Source organism: Embleya sp. NBC_00888 (assembly GCF_045207655.1).
Classification (GTDB): Bacteria; Actinomycetota; Actinomycetes; order Streptomycetales; family Streptomycetaceae; genus Embleya.
Map to the genome: position 1 here is coordinate 3,548,914 of NZ_CP108784.1, position 18,112 is coordinate 3,567,025.

Here is an 18,112-nt window from a genome sequence, read left to right on the forward strand (position 1 = left end):
ATCAACGGCCGACCCCCGCGGAATCGGCGGAGTCCTCGGCGGCCGGCGCGTCCGGGCGAGGGCGCGCCGGCGGTTGCTTGCCCTTCGGGCGCTTGACGGCCTTCTTGGCGGGTTCGGCAGCGGGCGCGGCCTCCGGGGTGACCGGTTCGGCCTCGGCGGACGTGTCGGCGGCGGCCGACTGCTCGACGGAGTCCGCTTCCGCAGCCGTGTCCCGGATGTCATCGGCGGCTGCGGGTTCGTCGGGGACGGGCCCATGGGCAATGGGCTCACCGGTAGCCGGCCGGCCGGAGCCGGGCTCGTCGGCAACGGAAGTCTTCTCGGCGGGGGCTTCGTTCACGGCGGCCGCGCCCTCGGTCGGGTCGGCCTCGCCTCCCGCCACACCCTGGCCATCCCCTGCCGTCACGGTCGCCTCCGCGTCGGCCGGCTTCTCTTCGACGTCGGCGGTCTCGTCGCCCCGAGCCGATTCACCGTCGCTCGCAGCACCCTCGATCGGGGTCTTCTCGTCCCGGTCGGCCTTCTCGATCACGACAGGCTCGGCGTCGGCGTCGGCGTCGGCATCGGCGGCCTCGGCCGGCGTCGCGACCGCGGCCGGCTCGGCCGCCGTACCGCTTGCCTCGACCTCGCTCGAAGTACCCGCCACCGCCGCTGCCTTCGCGGGCTCGACCGTCGTCGGCTCCTCGGCCGGCGCAGCCGCGTCGATGCTCTCCGCAGCCGTCTCCGCACCGCCCACCTCGCCCGGGATCGGCGGCAACACGGTGGTGTCATCGGTCGGACCGGCCGGGCCACCGGGCTTTGCCGGATCGCCACCGTTGCCCTTGCGTCGGTTGCGCCACACACCCCACCCGCCGCCGGCGAGCAGCAGGATGAGCGCCAAGGTGAGCAGACTCGGCCAGGGAACAGCCGTGTACGAGGTACTCGCGGAGTCCGTGACATTCTGGTCCGCGACCGCGCCGTTCACCTTGACCGTGACGTGGTCCAGCCGCGGCGCGTCCTTCCACCGGACGACCTTCTCCACCGTCGCGCCCGGCAGGATCTCGATGCCCTCGTCGGCCTTGCTCATCAGTTTGCGCCCGAACAGGCCCTCGGCCCGGAGCTCGAACTTCGGGCGCAGGATCACGTTGCCCCGGTTGATGATCCGGTAGGTGATCTTCGCGTCGGAGGACCCGAAGAACTGACCGAAGCCGGCGTCCCGCTCGACCTCCAGCTTCTGGACGTCCATCGCCGGCAGCGCGTCGCCCTGCACCCGCAGATACACCCGGGCGCCGATCTGGCGCTGGATGTTGACCTTGATCTGGCCCTGCTGCTGGGTGCCCTCGATCGCGGTGTTGAGCGCGACTATGGCACCGGGGTGGTCGCCGGGGGTCGCGTTCGGCGGGATGACGATGTTGAACGGGACCTGGCGCTTCTCCCCCGCCTGCAGGGTCAGCGTCTGGTTCTCCGGCGCCACCTGGATCCAGGTACCGACGTCCTTCTGCTTGTCGGTGACCGTGCGCAGCGCGAAGCCGCCGTCGCGCGGCGTGTTGTACGCGTCCGCGCCGAACAGCTTCATGGTGAGCGGCGCCTGGCTCGTGTTGTGCAGCGTCACCACGTCGGGAACGGTGGTGCCGGCAGCGCCTTCGAGGAAGAAGTAGCGACGGGCGTTCTGGCTGGTGCCGTCCGGCACGTACGGGTCGACCGACCATTCACCGTTGCCCGCGGCCGACGCGGGGGTCGGCGCGACCAGCGTCAGGGACGCGAACAGCGTGGCCAGCACCGCGAACAGGGTGGCCAGGGATCGGATGCGTCCGCCTTGCCGGCGGCTCGGGGGGGCCGAGGTGCCCGTCATGGGTGTCTCCAGCTGGTCTGTGTGCTGCGGGTCGATAGGGCCGGCTTCGGGAGCGGATCCGAAGGGCCCGCGTGTGTGCGTGGGTGTCGCGGGTGCGCGAATCGGGCGAGTGCGGTGTGGGCGGGACGGGCCGGCTGCCCGCCCCACCCTCCGCTCTGCGTCGATCCGCAGCGGCCCGCACCGGTGGACCGTGGACCACGGCTGGTTTTCCGTGGCCCACGAGCCCCTGGTGTCGAGGCCGATCGAGGTCCCGTACCGAAGGGTTCGGTCGGGAATCCGGTCAGGAGATGGAGAGCGTGAGCGTCGCGCTGTAGTTGCCGGGCGCCTGGTAGGCCGGAACCGCCAGGGACAGACCCGCGTCGGCCGCGAACGTGCCACCGGTGACGTCCGCGTTGGGCGCGGATGCCAGCGTGGCGCCGGTCTTGCCGATCGGCCCCGCGCTGCCGGCCACGGCCTGGCTGGGCGAGCCCTCGCCCGGGGTGACCTTCGGCGTCCAGGAGAACTTGTCCGCCGGGATGGTGCCGCCCGCGCCATTGCCGAAGTCGGTCACCGCGCCGGTCAGCGTCCACCCCGTGGCACCACCGCGGTAGTCCTTGACCGTCACCGTGTTCAGCGCGCCGGTCATGTTCTGCTGGGTGCCGTTCAGGGTCACGTCGGAAAGCTTGATCCCGCCGTTCTCCTGGGAGATCGTCAGAGCGCCGCCGGCGATCTTGCCGGTGAGGTCCTGCTCGAGCGTGTCGACCGGAGGGTTGCCCCCGTCGACCGTGAACGGCGCGCCGGCGGACAGCGTGCCGGTGGTGTCCTCGGACGCCGCGATCAGCGTGGTGTCGGCCTTGTTGACCTTGACCTTGGCGGTGAACTTGCCATCGGTGCCCGCCTTCGCCATCACCAGGCCGGGAACGTCCGGCTGCTGGGCGGCGTTGGTCGGGATCACGTACACATCGGCACCCGGCGTGTAACCCTCACCGTCGACCGTGACCTCGGTGCCGACCGGCCCGTGGGTCGGGTTCAAAGTGAGCTTGCGCGGGTTGCTCGGCACGTCCGCCTTGACCGTCACGTTCGAGGTCTTGGACTTGTCGCCGACGGTGACCTTGAGCCGGTACGAGCCGTCCGCGACCGTCGCGCCGATGGTCGCGGTACCGGCCAGCGCACCATCCGTGACGGTGAGCGCCCCGGTGACCTTGCTCGGGTCGCATGCGTTGCCACTCGCGTCGCACAGTTCGACCACGGGCGTGCCCTCGGGCCAGTTCGCGCCGGCGACGGTGAGGGAGCCGCCGGGCTTGACCTGTCCGGGGGTGGTGGTCAGGGTCGGGTCGAGCGGCGGGGCGTCGGCGACCCGGTACGAGGCGACGACACCATTGTTGCCGGTCACCTGGCAGGTGGCCGTGGTGACCTTGTTGGCCTGTCCCGCCAGATAGACGTCCAGGGCGAAGGTCTTGAGGGTCAGGTCGATCCGGGTGCCGGGTGCGGCCTGCGGAATGGCCAGATCCGCGGTGAACTCGGGCGGGTCGATTCCCTGGGTGGGACCGATGTTCGCGGTGAACTTCGGTGCGGTCAGGGTCACTTCCCCGCCGGTGCTGAGCGTGAAGGTGTACTGCCCGACGAAGCCGATGTTGTTGAACGGGGTGTCCGTCCGCAACGGATTCTCGCCCGCGTCGATCTTGGCCTGCACCGTTCCCGGTGCGTCACCGGTGTCCGGCGTGAGCGAGACGTCGAACGTCTGCCGCCCGGACTTGTTCCAATGCAGGATCGGCTCGGTGCAGGTCAGGTCCGGATTCACCGACGCGGCGGACGCCGTCGGCGCTCCCACGACCAATCCCGCGGTACCCGCGACCACCGCGACGCCGAACGTCGCGGCGATCTTCCTGCTGGGTCTGAACATGCGGTGCTGCTCCCTTCTGGGGTTACCACCGGCCACCGGCGGGCGGGGTGGTCGAACACCACACCGGAGCGGGTGCCGAGGAGCATCGCGCCGTCGTGAGCCCGGCGCTCCGGTGCCATACCTGGGCGGTCGCCTCGCTCGAGATCAAGGGCACACGGCCGAGGCGGCCGTCCCACTGTCCATCGACTCCCTCGCGGGGCGCGGACCCTGCACTGTGAATTGAAACCTGTTGCAGATTTCGGTGAGCCATTCACCCGCGATCGCGTCGCGGAGTCAATAGCGTCGGCAAGCGCTGCGGTCGGCCTCCCCAGCCGGGAGGCCGACCGTCCACGCATCCCGGTCAGGCGTTGCGCGAGGATCGCACCCGACGGGTCGCGAGCAGCACGCCGCCGATGCCGAGCAGTCCGACGGTCCCGCCGAGCAGGCCCATCGAGAGCGCGTCGTCCAGCGGGCCGGTCTTGGCCAGCGAGTCGTTGCCGGCCGTGGTGCCCGAAGTGGTGGTTCCGGTGGAACTCGTGGAGCTCGAAGAGGACGACGAGCCGGAGCTGGTCGAGCCCGAGCTGGAGGAGCCCGAGTTGGTGCTGCTCCCCCCGGTCGTGCTCGCGGCGGGGAGCGTCACCGAGTAGGCCGGCTGCGGACTGGCGTCGGTCACCGCACACGGGACATTCAGGGTCAGCGGCGGCTCGGCGACCTGGATCTTCAGGGCGAAGGTCTTGGGGAGTAGGTCCACCTTCCCGGCGGCCTTCGCGGGAAGCGCGATGTTGGCCGCGAACGCGGGCACGTCGATCCCGGTGTTGGCCGTGAGCGGCAGATCCAGGGTCGCGCCCACAGCACTGACCACCGCGGACCCACCGTCGTACTTCGCGGTGAAGGTGACCGTCGGGGTGATCTTGACCGTGGTGGCGAGCGGCGAGGCGGCCGGACTCACCCCCGGATCGATGTTCAGCTTGATCTGCTTGCCCGCCTCGGCGGATGCGGGACCGGTGACAGTAAAGGACTGGGGGCCGGTGTCGGGCTTGGTACCCATGGTGGCCTTGACGGTGGGGTCACTCTGGAAGTCGCACTTGAGCGTCGTGTTGGACGTCGCCGCGCCCGCCTGCGGCGCGAACGTCAGCATGCCGCCCGCCATGACGGCGAGCGCCGCCAATCCACCCGCTGTTCGCTTGATGGGCCTGCCCATACGGTGATTCTCCCTTCGGGGGGATCTCTTGCTCATCGAGAAGTCCTGATCGAAACGGCCGGAGCGACACGCGCCCAGCAGGTCCGTTCCGGCATGTCGGCCTGCACCGACCCGGCACGCGCCCCGACTCATCGGGTACACGCGGTCGCCACACCCGACTTCCCCCTTTCGAGGCGCGGACCGGGCGGGAAACCGGACCACGCGAGCACCGGTGGGACACGCCTCGCGTTCCCTGGAAGGGCTTCCCTTGGCGCGTCCGGGAGACATCGAGACTGTTCCAGTACTTGATGTCACGTCAGATCTTCGGGTGACGGTACGACAAGTGGCATGAGCGGACAACAGCGAAAAGCAGAAAATCTGCATCCGTCGGACACGGTTCCATCTCGCGTGAACCTGTGAAATCACTGTGTCGACAAGACGGTTGACAGGTGCCCACAAACTCGACACGTGTCGAGTACAAGTGATTCTCGAAAGACCTCCCAAAAGCGGAAACTCCGGATGGATTCCCCCGAGTTCAGATGTGGCCCGCCTCGATGCCCGTCACGAGACGATCGGCACCGCTGCGGCCGGCGAGAGCCGACCCGGAGCACGTCGGCATCCGCGCGGAACACGGCTGATCGGCCCGCCATCGACCCGACCGTGACACTCGGCCGGGTCGACGACGACACTCCGTACTCGCGCTTTCCGAACCCGTCACAGCCCGACTCGATCCCTTGACACCACGTCAGGCGAGCGGAATCAATGGGCATTTGGCCCATTTATGGAACACGTTTCAGGCCACCCCGGGGTCAGTGGCCCGGGGCCCGACAGGAAGGGAGCGTCCCGTACATGGTTCCACCCCGCAGGAGACTGTTGACGTTGCTGGGGGCGGGCGTGCTTGTGGCCGGCGCGGCTGGTCTCACGGCGGTCGCACCCCCGGCCCAGGCCACGGCCGTGGAGCACGAGGTGAGTTGCCGACCGCCGCTCCTCGGCGGTCCCGACTTCGTCTGGAAGCCCAAAGTCGAGTTGTCCGTGTCGCCCCCGAAGCAGGGCACGTACAAGGTCGGTGAGGAGGTGACCGTCACCTGGCACTGGGTCGGCCCGCCGCGCAACCCGTGGACGTGGACCGGGGTGCTCCCGGACGTCGAAACGCCGAACGCCACGGTCAAGCTCTCCAATGCCCAGGTCGGGGACATCTCGCTGACCGGCCCCGCGAAGCACCCGGGCGTCGGTGGCGCCCAACCGCTCCCGGTCGCGGACCTGACCGGTCGGTTCACCATCGCGACCGAGGGCCGGATCGACTTCGCGCCGGGCGCGTACGTCCTCAAGCAGACCGCCATCCGGGACTCGCCGTGTACCCCGGTGCATCCGGACCGCCTGCCGGTGTCGGCGAGCATCCAGGTCGGCATCACCCAAACCCCGGGCCCGGGCGGCAATGGCGGCTCGAGTAACGGCGGCTCCGGTAATGGCGGCGCGTCCGGCAACGCCGGCGGCACCACCGGCACACCGTCCGCACCACCCCCGAGCGGCGCCACGGCGAACCCCACCGCCGGAACCGTCGGCGATCCCACTCTCGGTGGAGCGGGTGCCACTCCCGACCCGCTCGGCGGGACCGGCACCACACCCCCGTCAAGCACCCCACCCCTCCCGCCGCCGCCCACCGGCCAGGTGCCGCAGACGCCCGTGAACACCGTGGCCGGCCCACTGTTCATGCGCCAGGACTCGGCCGGCGTAACCATGCCTCAGTTCCAACCCAACGGCGACGCACAGCAGTTGGAGGGTCGCCTCAATCCCGTCTCGATCCTGGATCGGCGTGGCAGCACACTCGGCTGGACGCTGACCGCTCAGTCCAGTGACTTCGTCGGCCAAGCCGGCGAGATCATCCCGGCCACGCGGCTCAGCTGGATCCCCGCCTGCATCACCGTCGAGGGCCCGCCCGCCACCGTCGGCACCGGCGTACCCGGCACGATCGGTGGAAGCGCCGAAGTGCTGTGCCGACAGAACCCGAGCGCCGGCGCCGTCACCGGCGGCGCGTTCGAGGCCAACGCGCTGCTGAACCTGTCCCTTCCGGGCGGGTCGCGGTCCGATACCTACACGGGAAATCTGACGCTCAGTCTGAGCTGAGTCACCGTCGGACACCGGGACGCCCTTCTCACCCCCACGAGGAGGGCGTCCTGCCGTTTTTCCGGCCGCATCCCTTGACTTTGCACACCGAGTGAAGGGGAATGATCAAGCACAATTTCTGTAACACGTTCCACCGACCGGACGGGGCCGCACTTCGCGACGGCACCCGCCCGGCCGCGCTTGCGGCGTCGAAGCCCGCGCGGGCGTGTGACTTCGAGTCGACCACACGCGCGGTCCTTCGATGCGGTGTTCGGCTGCCCCGCCTTCCCCGGCGCCGGCAGAGCGGTATCCGAGAAAAGGAACGCACCATATGTTCAAGGCAAACAGGCAACTCGCCGCGTCCCTCGGCGTCGTGACGATCGCCGGCACCGTCGGCATGGTGGCGCTCGCGCCCTCCGCGAACGCGGCGGACGTCGACTACACCTCGCACTGCGTGAACCAGATCGTCCCGAACCTGGCGATCCCGGACGGCAACCTCAAGATCGACCTGTCGGTGGCACCGGCCAAGGCGCGCTACGACGTCGGCGAGGAAGTCACCGTCACCTGGACCTGGAAGTCGTACCCGAAGGCGCCGCCGGAGATCCCCGTCGTGGGCAAGGTGGACAAGGACTCCACCCTGCCCAAGGGCAGCGTCACCCTGGGCGGCGCGGCCACGGGGGCGGTCGCCGTCGAGGGTCAGCGGATCAACCCGGAGACGCTGCCGGGCCAAGAGCTCGTGCTCACCAACATGACCGGCAAGGTGAAGCTGACCCAGGCCGGCGACGTCACGCTGACCCCCGGTCTGTACTCGACCTTCACCAAGGCCTTCGGTCTGGACGCCGAGACCAAGTGCAACCCGGTGAACACCGTCGCTCCGTCCGCCACGCTCAAGGTCGGCGCCGCCGACCAGCCGGTGCTCACCGCACCGACCACCGCGGTCGAGCCCGGCAGCGAAGTGGCCCTGACCGGCTCCAAGTTCGCACCCGGCACGGTGACCCCGACGCTGGACGGCACGGCCGCCGGCATCACCGCCTCCACCCTCACGGTGGACGCGTCCGGCAACCTGACCGGCACGGTGAAGCTGGCCGACACCGTGACCAACGGTCAACACACTCTCGCGGTGGCCGACGGCGCGGGCAACACCGGTCAGGCCCAGCTGCTGGTCCGCAAGAAGGTCGACCCGCCCAAGCCCGGCGACCTGACCCAGAAGCTGGACGGCACGATCACCGCCGGCGCACTGTCGATCACCCAGCAGTCCGGCGGCATCCGGCTGTCCGAGGTCGGCGTGAGCGCGCAGGAGCAGACCATGACCGGCAAGCTCAACACGGTCACCGTGACCGACCTGCGCGGTGGCAACGCCGGGTGGACCCTCACCGGTTCGATCACCGACTTCGCGACGCAGGCCGGCGAGACCATCCCCGCCGACCACTTCTCCTGGAAGCCGAAGGCGAGCAAGGCCGACGAGAAGTCGAAGGGCACCCCGGTCGCGGGCAGCGCGGGCACCATCGGCGCCGGCGCGACGCTGGCCTCGGTGCCCCAGGGTACGAGCAACACCGGTGGCACCTTCGCCGCCGACGCCGACATCGACCTGAAGGTTCCGGCCTACCAGGGCGCGGGCGACTACAGCGCGACGCTGACCCTGTCGATTTCCTGACCGTCGTCATCGGCTCTTCGGTACGGGACGCCCACCGCATTCCCTCACTGCGCGGTGGGCGTCCCGTCCCCCTTTCCCGCCCGTCGCATCGCACACAAATCGTTGCCGCCGGAACGCGTTCCGCTGTTGACTTCGCAAACGCCCCCGGGCTCAATGGGAGGCGCTGTTTTCTGAAACAGGTTTCATCAGCAGGAACGACCGGGTGACAACGGCGGGGGCGGGTGTCACCCCGCCGACGTCGAATCGGCGCACGGCACCGAATCGACCGCCCCGCTCCGCGCGGGTCACCGGCGGCGGCGGACCGGTCCCGGTGTGGTGTTCGACTGCCCGCTCCCCCGGCGGGCCAGGCAGGCATCCCGAGGAGGGACAGCACCACATGCTCAGACCAAGAACCAGGGAAAGTACTGGGTCCGGATTCCGCAACAAGCGCATGGCCGGCGTACTCGGTACCGCCCTCGTGGCCGGTGCCCTGGGCGTGGGCGCGGGGGCGCAGTCCGCGAACGCCGCTCCTGTGACATACAACGTGCACTGTGTACCGCCGAGCATCGGTGGCGGTCCGTTCGACTTCGACGCCCAGGTCGACCTGACCGTCGATCCGGTCAAGCCGAAGTACAACGTGGGTGACGAGGTCACGGTCACCTGGAACTGGAAGGACGCGGCGAAGAACCCGTCCTCGGTGACCGTGAACGCCGATGCGGTCAAGCCCCGAGGCAAGGTCCTGGTTTCCGGCGCGCAGGGCGGCGAGATCGCCATGGAGGGTCCGCAGAAGAACGCGCAGACCCCCGGTGGCGAGAAGCTGTGGCTGTCGACCATGACGGGCAAGCTGAAGATCGCCAAGCCGGGCGAGTTGAAGCTCTCCCCCGGCGGTTACACGAGCACCGCGAACATGTTCGGCAGTTGGGACACACCGTGCACACCCAACGGCACACCGGGCGTGGGCGCGACGCTCGCGGTGGACGGCGCGGTCGCGCCACCGACCGTGACGTTCGGCTGGAACGTGGTCCGGCCGGGTGCCGCCATCGAGGTGACCGGGGAGAACTGGCCGGTCGGCGCGGGCGGCGTCGCCGTCGAGTTGTGCGACCTGGACGGCAAGGCCTGTGCGGCGGAAGGGGCGTCGGGCTCCACCCTCACCGTCGACGCCTCGGGCAAGCTGCTCGGCCAGGTGCGGGTGGCCGCCGGTCTGCCGGACGCCGTCCGCCAGGTACGGATCACCTCGGGCACCGCGTCGGTCCTGGTGCCGGTCTCGGTGGCCAAGGACGCGATGCGGCACTCCGAGCCGGTGAAGTACACCGTGCGCTACACCCCGGCATGGGGCAACGGCCCGGCGTTCGACTGGAATCCCGAGGTCGCGCTGTCGGTGACCCCGGTCAAGCAGTGGTACGAGATCGGCGACGAGGTCACCGTCGGCTGGAAGTGGATCGGCTACCCGCGCAACCCGTCCAACTGGGTCGTCGCTCTGAAGGACACGGTCACGCCCACCGGCACCGTGCGGGTCTCCGGCGCCCAGACCGGCGAGGTACAGGTCGCCGGCGCCAAGGGGAATCCGGCCACTCCCGGTGGGGAGGTACTCAAGGTCGGAGACATGAAGGGCAGCTTCAAGATCACCAAGCCGGGGCGGATCGATCTGGCGCCCGCCGGATACGGCCTGAAGGTGATCACGATCTCGTCGGGCGGGGCGTCTGTCGGCTCGCCGGCGGTCTCGCACTCGATCATGGTGGGCGCGCCGGCCCAGGCGAACCTGTTCGTGGAGCAGAGCCTGCTGAAGCCGGGAGACCCGGTACGGCTGACCGGGGAGAACTGGCCGACCGGTCAGGGCGATCCACAGGTCCGGCTATGCCGGGAGGACGGTTCGGACTGCACCGGCTCCGCGTTCACCGCGGCCACCGGTTCGGTGTCCAAGGGCGGCGCACTCACCGGCCAGGCGACACTGGGGCCGAACGTGCCGCCGGGACAGTACCTGGTGAAGGTCACCGTCGGGATCACCTCGGTGACCGCGCCGATCACGGTCACCTCGGCGGTCGTGCTGCCACGCGCGATCACCGCGACACCGGACAAGGGCCCCTCGGGCACCAAGGCGCACGTGACGGGGAAGAACTTCACCCCCGGCGCGCCCGTCGTGCTGGAGACCCTGGACGGCAACCTCGCGGCGACCGGCGACACGGTCGAGACCACCGCGGGCGCGGACGGCACGTTCGCCGTCGATCTGACGGTGACCAAGCCCGGAACCACCCAGATCCGGGCGTCCGAGAAGAGCGACCGCAACAAGATGGCGCTCGCCGCGTTCACCTTCGAGGGTGGCGGCGGTCCCGGTGAGGAGCCGGGCACGCTGTCGATGGCCCAGGCCGGAAACGGTGTCGTGCTCGCGGACGTTCCGTTCGCGAACCGGGACCAGACGATGACGGGCACGCTGAACACGGTCACCGTCACCGACGCCCGCAAGGGCACGCTGGGCTGGCAACTCACGGGCTCGGTCTCGGACCTCAAGGCGGACGGCGGCTTCTCGCTGCCCGCCTCGGCGCTGTCCTGGACGCCTCGGTGTGCCGTGCAGGACCCGAACTCGGCGAGCCCGGTCGTGACGGGGTCCGCGGGTACGGTCAACGGCGGCCTGCTGTGCAGCGCGGCGGCGTCCTCGGACCCGGCGCACAAGACCGGTGGCGTGTTCACCGCGGACGCGGGCCTGTCGCTCGCGATCCCGGCGTACCAGGCGGCCGGCACCTACACGGGAACCCTGACGCTCACCGTCTCCTGACGGCGCCTCAGCCCTGCTCGGGGCGCTCACCGACACCTTCCGAGGTGGCGGTGGGCGCCCCGTTCGCATTCCCGCGTGCCGGCCGCGCGTCGCGCAACCAAGTGGAACTTGTTCCACCGTTTCGAGTCGACACGTGTCAGTGCAGGTCAGTGCCTTGATGAAGACGTACTGGCCGGTCACATCGGACGATCACGCCTCTTGACTTCGTCGAACGAAGGCGCATCAATGTGACCCGCCCCACTTCTGTAACACGTTCCACTTAGTACGCGCGTATCCGCCACCATGCCGCCGACGCGACGCCAACGCCCGCCGCCGGCAAGGAACGCAGGACAGGGAGCAGCACCTCATGAAGCAACGCACCATGCGCCTCGCCGCCGGCCTCGGCGTCGGCACGCTGGCGATCACCGGGTTCCTCGCCGGCGCGCCCGTCGCCCTCGCCGGCACCGCGACGCCCACCGTCACGTGTTCGTTGCCGCTCGGCCAGGGCGAGAAGACCGGGCCGATGTCGGTGACCGTGGACGGCCCGACGACCGCCAAGCCCGGCGAGACGATCGACCTCAAGATCACCCTCGGTCCGAGCCCGGCCACCAGTCCGGCCGCGCTCAACGGGATCAAGATGACCCCGTCGATCGACTTCGCCCTTTCCGGCGGTGCGACCGGCTCGGTCACCCTCGCCGGCGCCCAGACCACCATCGACATCCCGGCGAACACACCGATCCAGAGCCCGCCCTTCACGGTCAAGCTGCAGGTCCCGGCCACCGCGACCGGCACGGTCGACCTGACCCCGACCAAGACCACCACCGCCACGGAGACGCCGTACGGCAACTTCACGACGCCGTGCGCGGTCACCGGCGGCTCCGGCGTCGCACAGAGCATCGCCGTGCAGAGCACACCGGAGACGGCCACCCTGAGCGCCTCCCCGGGCACCGTGGAAGCCGGCAAGGAGACCGTCCTCGCCGGCACCAACTGGACCGCGGGCGGCACCGCCACGCCGTCGCTGTGCGCCGCGGACGGCACCGCGTGCAACCCGGCGGGCATCTCCGCGAACAGCCTGCGGATCGGCGCCGACGGCGTGCTCACCGGCGGCGTGACCATCGCCCCCGGCACCGCGGACGGGTCGTACAGCGTCCAGGTCACCGACGGCAACCGCACCGCGACCACGCCGTTGACGGTCAAGAAGGCCGAGGTCCCGGTCGTCCAGCGCAAAGTCACGTTGAGCAAGAGCACGGTCCGCCCGTGGACGTTCGTGAAGGTGACCGGTGAGAACTTCACCCCGAACACGCTGATCGCGCTCGCCGGCGTCGAGGGTGCGAAGCCGACTTTCAACTTCGGCGTCGCGTGGACCGACCGGAACGGCAGTTTCACGTCCTGGATCCTGGTCACGAGCAAGAAGACCACCGGCATCACCGCGGTCGAGATCGACACGAGCTTCAAGTTCGACAAGCTCGGCATGGCCGGCATCACGGTGAAGTAGCGGGCGCCCATAGGGCTTGAAGGGCACCGAAAGGGGCGGGAACCACCACTCGGTGGTTCCCGCCCCTTCCGTGCGCGCCGGCCGAGGAATCCGCCATCCGTCGATCTCCGGATTCGGCTTACATCGGTTGACGACTCCCGCGCGACAGCACGGTCACGGGAATCGAAGTCGGCTACTCCGAAAACGATGGAACCCACTCGACACGAGTCGCGATCTTGGTGACTCGTGACAATCGGAGGTCGGGGTTCGATATTCATGTCGCACATTGATGCGGTCGGAATTCCGCGTTCCCCCCGACGGGCAATCCCGACGACACGTGTCCCTTGGGGCCCATCCGCCATTCATGGCCGATGGTCGCGTATCACCGATGTCGACGTCTGCCCGAAGTCACGGTCGCCCGGTTCACCGGGTCGACCGTTTGGCGGACGCCCCGAGCCCGACCGATCCCACCCGGCGCAGCCGATCCGGCACACGGCAAAGCCCGCCCCACCGGCACGGTGGGGCGGGCTGTCGAACCGAGATCGCTACTGCCTGGCGGATCAGTAGGCGAGAGACACCTGGGAGCCGGCGAGAACACACGCGATGTTGTGGTTCGGGATGCCGGACACGGCGGTGACGTTGATCTTGACGCTCCAGTTGGTCGCACTCGGAGTGGTCGGCGTGGCACCGGTGCCGACCGGAGTGGTGAGGGTACCCGAGGTGATCCCGCCAACGGTCTTGGGCAGCGCGCCCAGGCCGACGGTCGAGGGGTTGCCGGCCGCGATCGGGTCGTTGAACTGGCCCCCGAACTCGGTGGCACCGCTGGTCGAGTCCAACTTCGCCGTGGTGATCAGCTGGTTCGCCGCCACCGCGGTGGGCATGTTGAGCGACGTGACGAAGCGCAGCTTGTGCGTCGCGGACGTGGACAGGGTTCCGGTCACACCCGTGTAGGTGGTCCCAAGCGTCAGGTCCTGGCAGTTGTAGGTGGTCGAAACCGGGCCACCCGCGAATGCGGTGCCACCGAGGCCCAAGGTGGCGGCGACAGCGCCGGCAACGCAGACCGAACCGAGGGTGAGAATCTTGGACTTCGACATTTCGGTTGTGCTCCTTCGATCGGTTGGGGACTGATACGTCTCTCGCTGCACCCCTACCGGCAGGCCCATAAGGGGTGTTCGAACCGAACTGGCGACAAGTCGCCGATAAAGAAGCAGTCGGGGCGTAACGCCCTCGCCGCAGCCAGAGTGAATCAAGCCTTCCGGTAACAGTCAATGCCCATCTACGGACTTTTCTTCTTGTCGACAGAGTGACACGTGAAGCATCTCGAACACCGATGATCATGGAATCCGAACCCCCGAAAGATCGCCCTTGCGGACATGATCTTGGTGACACGTGTCGACCATTCCGAGGCCGCGTTTTCCATTGACTTCTCCGAATAGCCATAGCTAAATAACGCGCGAAGACATAAAGAGGATCCGACCCCGGACACCCGGCCGCGGCATCGGCCGCACGGGACCCGCCGAGGGCCTCGCCAAACCCCGGAGCGCCTCCCGAACGGGGACGCGACCCACGTAACTTCGAAAGGAGTCCGGTGCCCTCCAGATTCGCTCCAGGAAAGATCACCGTCGCACTCGGCGCCGCGATCGTCCTCGGCACCACCGGCATGGTGGTACTCGCGCCGTCGGCGCAGGCCGCCGAGGTCGACTACAAGGCACGATGCGTGAACCGGACGCTTCCCTCGCTGGAGATTCCCGACTCGAACCTGAAGCTGGACCTGGTCGTCACGCCTGCCAAGGCGACCTATCAGGTGGGCGACGTGGTCAACATCGAGTGGCAGTGGAAGACCCACGCCAAGGTTCCGCCCAACCCGTTCACGCCGGGCGTGGACAAGGACTCCACCCTGCCGACCACCAATGTCCAGCTCGGTGGGGCGATGAGCAGCAAGGTCGAGCTGAAGGGCCAGCGGATCAACCCCGCCGCGCTCGCCGGTGAGGACCTCATCCTGACCAATCCCGTGGGCCAGTTCACCTTGACCACCGCGGGCCAGGTCACACTCACCCCGGCCGCGTACAACACCAGCACGATCGCCTTCGGCAGCGTGGAGTCGTTCACGGACTGCACCCCGCTCAACACGGTGGCCGCCGCACAGACACTCACGGTGGAAGGGGCCTCGCAGGCCGCAACCCTGGTCGCGACGCCCGCCACGGTCGCCGCCGGCGGCGCCACCGCGCTCACCGGCACCAACTGGCCCTCCGGACAGCCGACACCCACGCTGTGCAAGGCCGACGGCACCGCGTGCGACCCGGCCGGGATCAAGGCCAACTCGCTCTCCGTCTCGCATGGCGAACTCAGCGGCAACGTGAGCATCGCGAACGCGGTCGTCCCCGGGGACTACTCGATCAAGGTCAGCAGCGGCACCACCTCGGTCACCGCTGCGCTCAAGGTCACCGCCGCCCCCGTGCGGACGGTCTCGCTCAGCCCGGACCACGGTCCGGTCGGCACCTCGGTCACGGTCACCGGTTCGGGCTTCGCGCCCAACGGCGGGGTCCAGTTCTCCTGGTCCGACGACTCCGGTGTGCCGGACGAGACCACCTACGTGACCGCGGACGCATCGGGCGCCTTCACCGCCACCACGGAGATGTACTTCGAAGGCTTCACCCAACTCATGGTGACCGAATCGGGCCCGTGGGGCGGCAACCCCATCGAGCACCTCCCGTTCCGGGTCACCGAACCGCCCACAGGCGGCTTGGAGCAGACAGTCACCGGTGCCGTGACCCCCGGCGCCCTGACCATCACGCAGCAGGCCTCGGCCATCAAGCTGTCCGACATCACCCTCAACGGCCAGGCACAGAACATGACCGGCGCGCTGAACCCGGTCACCGTCAAGGACTTCCGCGGCGGTGCCACCGGCTGGACGCTCACGGGTGCGGTCAGCGCGTTCACCAACGGTGACGGTGGCACCATCCCCGCCGACAAGTTCTCCTGGACCCCGAAGGTCACCACCGGTGAGGGCTCGCCGAGCGTGGCGGCGCCCGGCAGCGCGGGTCCGATCGGCTCCGGTGCCACTCTGGCCTCCGCACCCAACGCTGCGGTCACCGGCGGTACCTTCACCGCCGACGCCGACCTCTCGCTCGCCGTTCCGGCGTACCAGAAGATCGGCACCTACAGCGCCACGCTGACGCTCTCCATCAGCTGACGCCACACCACCGCACACCCGATCCGGCCCCGGAACGAAGAAATTCGTTCCGGGGCCGGACCGCTTTATCGGGGGATATTCAAATCACGGATTACGACGACTAAAGAAATGATCTTGGTGACACGTGTCGAACAAGAAAACCCATTGTTCACTCTTGACTTCTCGACCATTAGGAGATGAATTCTCTTCTGAACTCTCGACCTGCTGACACGCCGCCACGGTCCTTTATGGCGGTTTTCTTCCGCGCGGCGATCGACTCCCCCGGGGCGATCGCACCCCGACCATGGAGGAACCACATGCGCGTAGCGCGCAGATCCACCACCGCGACGAGAGCCGGACGCCGGCTGACCGCCGCGTTCGCCGGGACGGCATTGGCGATCACGGGCCTGGCGGCACTCGCTCCGGCCGCCTCGGCCACGCAGATCAATCCCACGGTGCAATGCAGTCTGCCCGCCGGTCAGGGCACGGCCACCGGCGTGCAGGCGATGAACGTCAGCTTCTCCCCGGTCGTCGCGGCTCCCGGCGCGACCGTGACCGCGACCGTGACGCTCGGGCCGAGCCCGGCGACCAGCCCGCTGTCCATGACGGTGCCGACCACACCCACCATCGACCTGGCGATGTCCGGTGGCGCCACCGGCACGGTGACGGTCGTCGGACCGCTCCTGCAGATTCCGGTGCAGGCGAACACGCCCATCCAGACTCCGCCTTACTCGGGCACGTTCGTGGTGCCGACCAACGCGGCCGGTCCGGTCACCTTCAGCCCGATCCGCACGCTGACCTACACGAAGGTGCTCGGCTCCAACTACGAGACACCGTGTGTGATCACCTCGGGCGGCGGCGCCGTCGGCAGCATCACCGTCACCGGCGGCCCCGGCACGCCGGCCACGTTGGACGCGCCGACCACCGACGTGCGTCCGGGCACCGCCGTGCCGCTGTCGGGCGCCGTCTGGACGCCGAACGCGACGGCCAACGTGCAGTTGTGCGACTCCTCCGGCGGCAGTTGCAACCCGGGTGCCTTCACGGCCAAGACCCTGGTCATCGACGCGGCCGGCAGCCTGAGTGGCACCGCGACCCTCGCGGGCACGGTCGCCGACGGCAGCTACCGGGTCAAGGTCTTGGACGGTACGAAGGAGGCGACCGCCCCGATCACCGTCAAGAAGTACGTCCCCAGCGGCCCGCTGCAGATCTCGATCACCCCGAACCGCGGTCCGGTCGGCACCGAGGTCACGGTGTCGGGTAAGAACTTCCCCGCCAACGCGACGATCTCCTACGCGCTCACCGACTCCAGCGGTGTCCCGGACGAGTCCTTCTACGCGACCAGCACCCCGGACGGCACCTTCACCGGCACGATCCCGATCTACTTCGACACGGCCTCCGCGGTGCTCGCCTGGTCCGGTGCCTGGGACGGCAGCAACCCCTTCGCCTCGGCGCCGTTCACCGTCGCCACCGACCCGCCGACCGTGTCCGCCTCGCCGACCACCAGCCACCCCGGTGGCAGTGTCACGGTGACCGGCGCGAACTGGACCCCGAACGCGACCATCACCGCCCAGCTGTGCACCCCGAACGGCGCCACCTGCTCCTCTGCGCAGATCGCCCAGGGCCCGGGGGCGGCCGACGCGAACGGGAACCTGAACGGCACCGTCAAACTGGCGTCCTCGGGCATCGCGGACGGCCAGTACACCCTCAAGCTGACCGACGGCACGGGCACGGCGTCCGCCCCGCTCTCGGTCCAGCGCCGCTGGATCGAGCTGGACAAGACCTCGGGCCCCGCGGGCTCGTGGGTCAAGGTCTCGGGCCACGGCTTCGGCGCCTCGGCCTGGATCAACGTGAACGGCCTCAATGCCTCGGGCGGCAAGACGAGCGATTGGGCCGGCGCGTGGGCATTGCCGAACGGCGAGTTCTGCATCTGGATCTGGATGACCCGCGGCGACAACACCGGCATCGTCGCGTCGGAGACCTTCCACCCCGACCGCAAGGCGTCGACCTCGTGGACCGTCACTCCCTGACCTGATCCGGGGCACTTTCGAACCGGCAACCACGGATCAATAAGACGGGGCCGCATATCCCTCGGATATGCGGCCTTGCCTTCTTTTC

Annotated in this window: 10 protein-coding genes; 6 read left to right on the plus strand and 4 right to left on the minus strand. The window is 69.0% G+C overall.

Annotation, left to right across the window (positions count from 1 at the left end):
- Position 1: 1 nt before the first annotated feature.
- The 3 genes from OG948_RS14560 to OG948_RS14570 form a co-directional block, all read right to left on the minus strand.
- On the minus strand, positions 2 to 1,825 hold the full coding sequence (locus OG948_RS14560; RefSeq protein WP_406296825.1) for a WxL protein peptidoglycan domain-containing protein: 1,824 nt from the start codon (positions 1,823 to 1,825) through the stop codon (positions 2 to 4).
- Between the two features lie 280 nt (positions 1,826 to 2,105).
- Positions 2,106 to 3,707 (minus strand): hypothetical protein, encoded by a 1,602-nt coding sequence (locus OG948_RS14565; RefSeq protein WP_406296827.1) that lies wholly within the window; start codon positions 3,705 to 3,707, stop codon positions 2,106 to 2,108.
- A gap of 340 nt (positions 3,708 to 4,047) precedes the next feature.
- Positions 4,048 to 4,887, minus strand: a complete 840-nt coding sequence (locus OG948_RS14570) for a hypothetical protein (RefSeq protein ID WP_406296829.1) — start codon at positions 4,885 to 4,887, stop codon at positions 4,048 to 4,050.
- 852 nt (positions 4,888 to 5,739) lie between these two features.
- Between OG948_RS14570 and OG948_RS14575 the strand changes: the two genes are divergently transcribed.
- From OG948_RS14575 to OG948_RS14590, 4 genes are all read left to right on the plus strand, one after another.
- Positions 5,740 to 6,990, plus strand: coding sequence for a hypothetical protein (locus tag OG948_RS14575; protein ID WP_406296830.1), 1,251 nt, complete (start codon positions 5,740 to 5,742; stop codon positions 6,988 to 6,990).
- A gap of 310 nt (positions 6,991 to 7,300) precedes the next feature.
- Entirely contained in the window at positions 7,301 to 8,623 is a 1,323-nt protein-coding gene (locus OG948_RS14580) for a WxL domain-containing protein (protein WP_406296831.1), read from the plus strand.
- 376 nt (positions 8,624 to 8,999) lie between these two features.
- Entirely contained in the window at positions 9,000 to 11,372 is a 2,373-nt protein-coding gene (locus OG948_RS14585; protein WP_406296833.1) for a hypothetical protein, read from the plus strand.
- A gap of 346 nt (positions 11,373 to 11,718) precedes the next feature.
- Positions 11,719 to 12,846: a hypothetical protein gene (locus OG948_RS14590; RefSeq protein WP_406296834.1), complete on the plus strand. Its 1,128-nt coding sequence runs from the start codon at positions 11,719 to 11,721 to the stop codon at positions 12,844 to 12,846.
- A 539-nt stretch (positions 12,847 to 13,385) separates the two neighbouring features.
- Here OG948_RS14590 and OG948_RS14595 read toward each other — a convergent pair.
- Positions 13,386 to 13,919 (minus strand): hypothetical protein, encoded by a 534-nt coding sequence (locus tag OG948_RS14595; RefSeq protein WP_406296836.1) that lies wholly within the window; start codon positions 13,917 to 13,919, stop codon positions 13,386 to 13,388.
- A 494-nt stretch (positions 13,920 to 14,413) separates the two neighbouring features.
- Here OG948_RS14595 and OG948_RS14600 point away from each other — a divergent pair, with 494 nt between their 5' ends.
- Both OG948_RS14600 and OG948_RS14605 read left to right on the plus strand, forming a co-directional pair.
- Positions 14,414 to 16,018, plus strand: coding sequence for a hypothetical protein (locus OG948_RS14600; protein WP_406296838.1), 1,605 nt, complete (start codon positions 14,414 to 14,416; stop codon positions 16,016 to 16,018).
- Positions 16,019 to 16,314: 296 nt separating this feature from the next.
- The gene (locus OG948_RS14605) at positions 16,315 to 18,024 is read left to right on the plus strand and encodes a hypothetical protein (protein ID WP_406296840.1); all 1,710 of its coding nucleotides are present in this window, start codon (positions 16,315 to 16,317) and stop codon (positions 18,022 to 18,024) included.
- Positions 18,025 to 18,112 lie beyond the last annotated feature (88 nt).

What these genes read in the sequence shown, in the direction of transcription:
- OG948_RS14565 (WP_406296827.1), bottom strand. Translation starts at nt 3,707, where the DNA reads ATGTTCAGACCCAGCAGGAAGATCGCCGCGACGTTCGGCGTCGCGGTG.
- OG948_RS14570 (WP_406296829.1), bottom strand. Translation starts at nt 4,887, where the DNA reads ATGGGCAGGCCCATCAAGCGAACAGCGGGTGGATTGGCGGCGCTCGCC.
- OG948_RS14560 (WP_406296825.1), bottom strand. Translation starts at nt 1,825, where the DNA reads ATGACGGGCACCTCGGCCCCCCCGAGCCGCCGGCAAGGCGGACGCATC.
- OG948_RS14585 (WP_406296833.1), top strand. Translation starts at nt 9,000, where the DNA reads ATGCTCAGACCAAGAACCAGGGAAAGTACTGGGTCCGGATTCCGCAAC.
- OG948_RS14595 (WP_406296836.1), bottom strand. Translation starts at nt 13,919, where the DNA reads ATGTCGAAGTCCAAGATTCTCACCCTCGGTTCGGTCTGCGTTGCCGGC.
- OG948_RS14605 (WP_406296840.1), top strand. Translation starts at nt 16,315, where the DNA reads ATGCGCGTAGCGCGCAGATCCACCACCGCGACGAGAGCCGGACGCCGG.
- OG948_RS14590 (WP_406296834.1), top strand. Translation starts at nt 11,719, where the DNA reads ATGAAGCAACGCACCATGCGCCTCGCCGCCGGCCTCGGCGTCGGCACG.
- OG948_RS14580 (WP_406296831.1), top strand. Translation starts at nt 7,301, where the DNA reads ATGTTCAAGGCAAACAGGCAACTCGCCGCGTCCCTCGGCGTCGTGACG.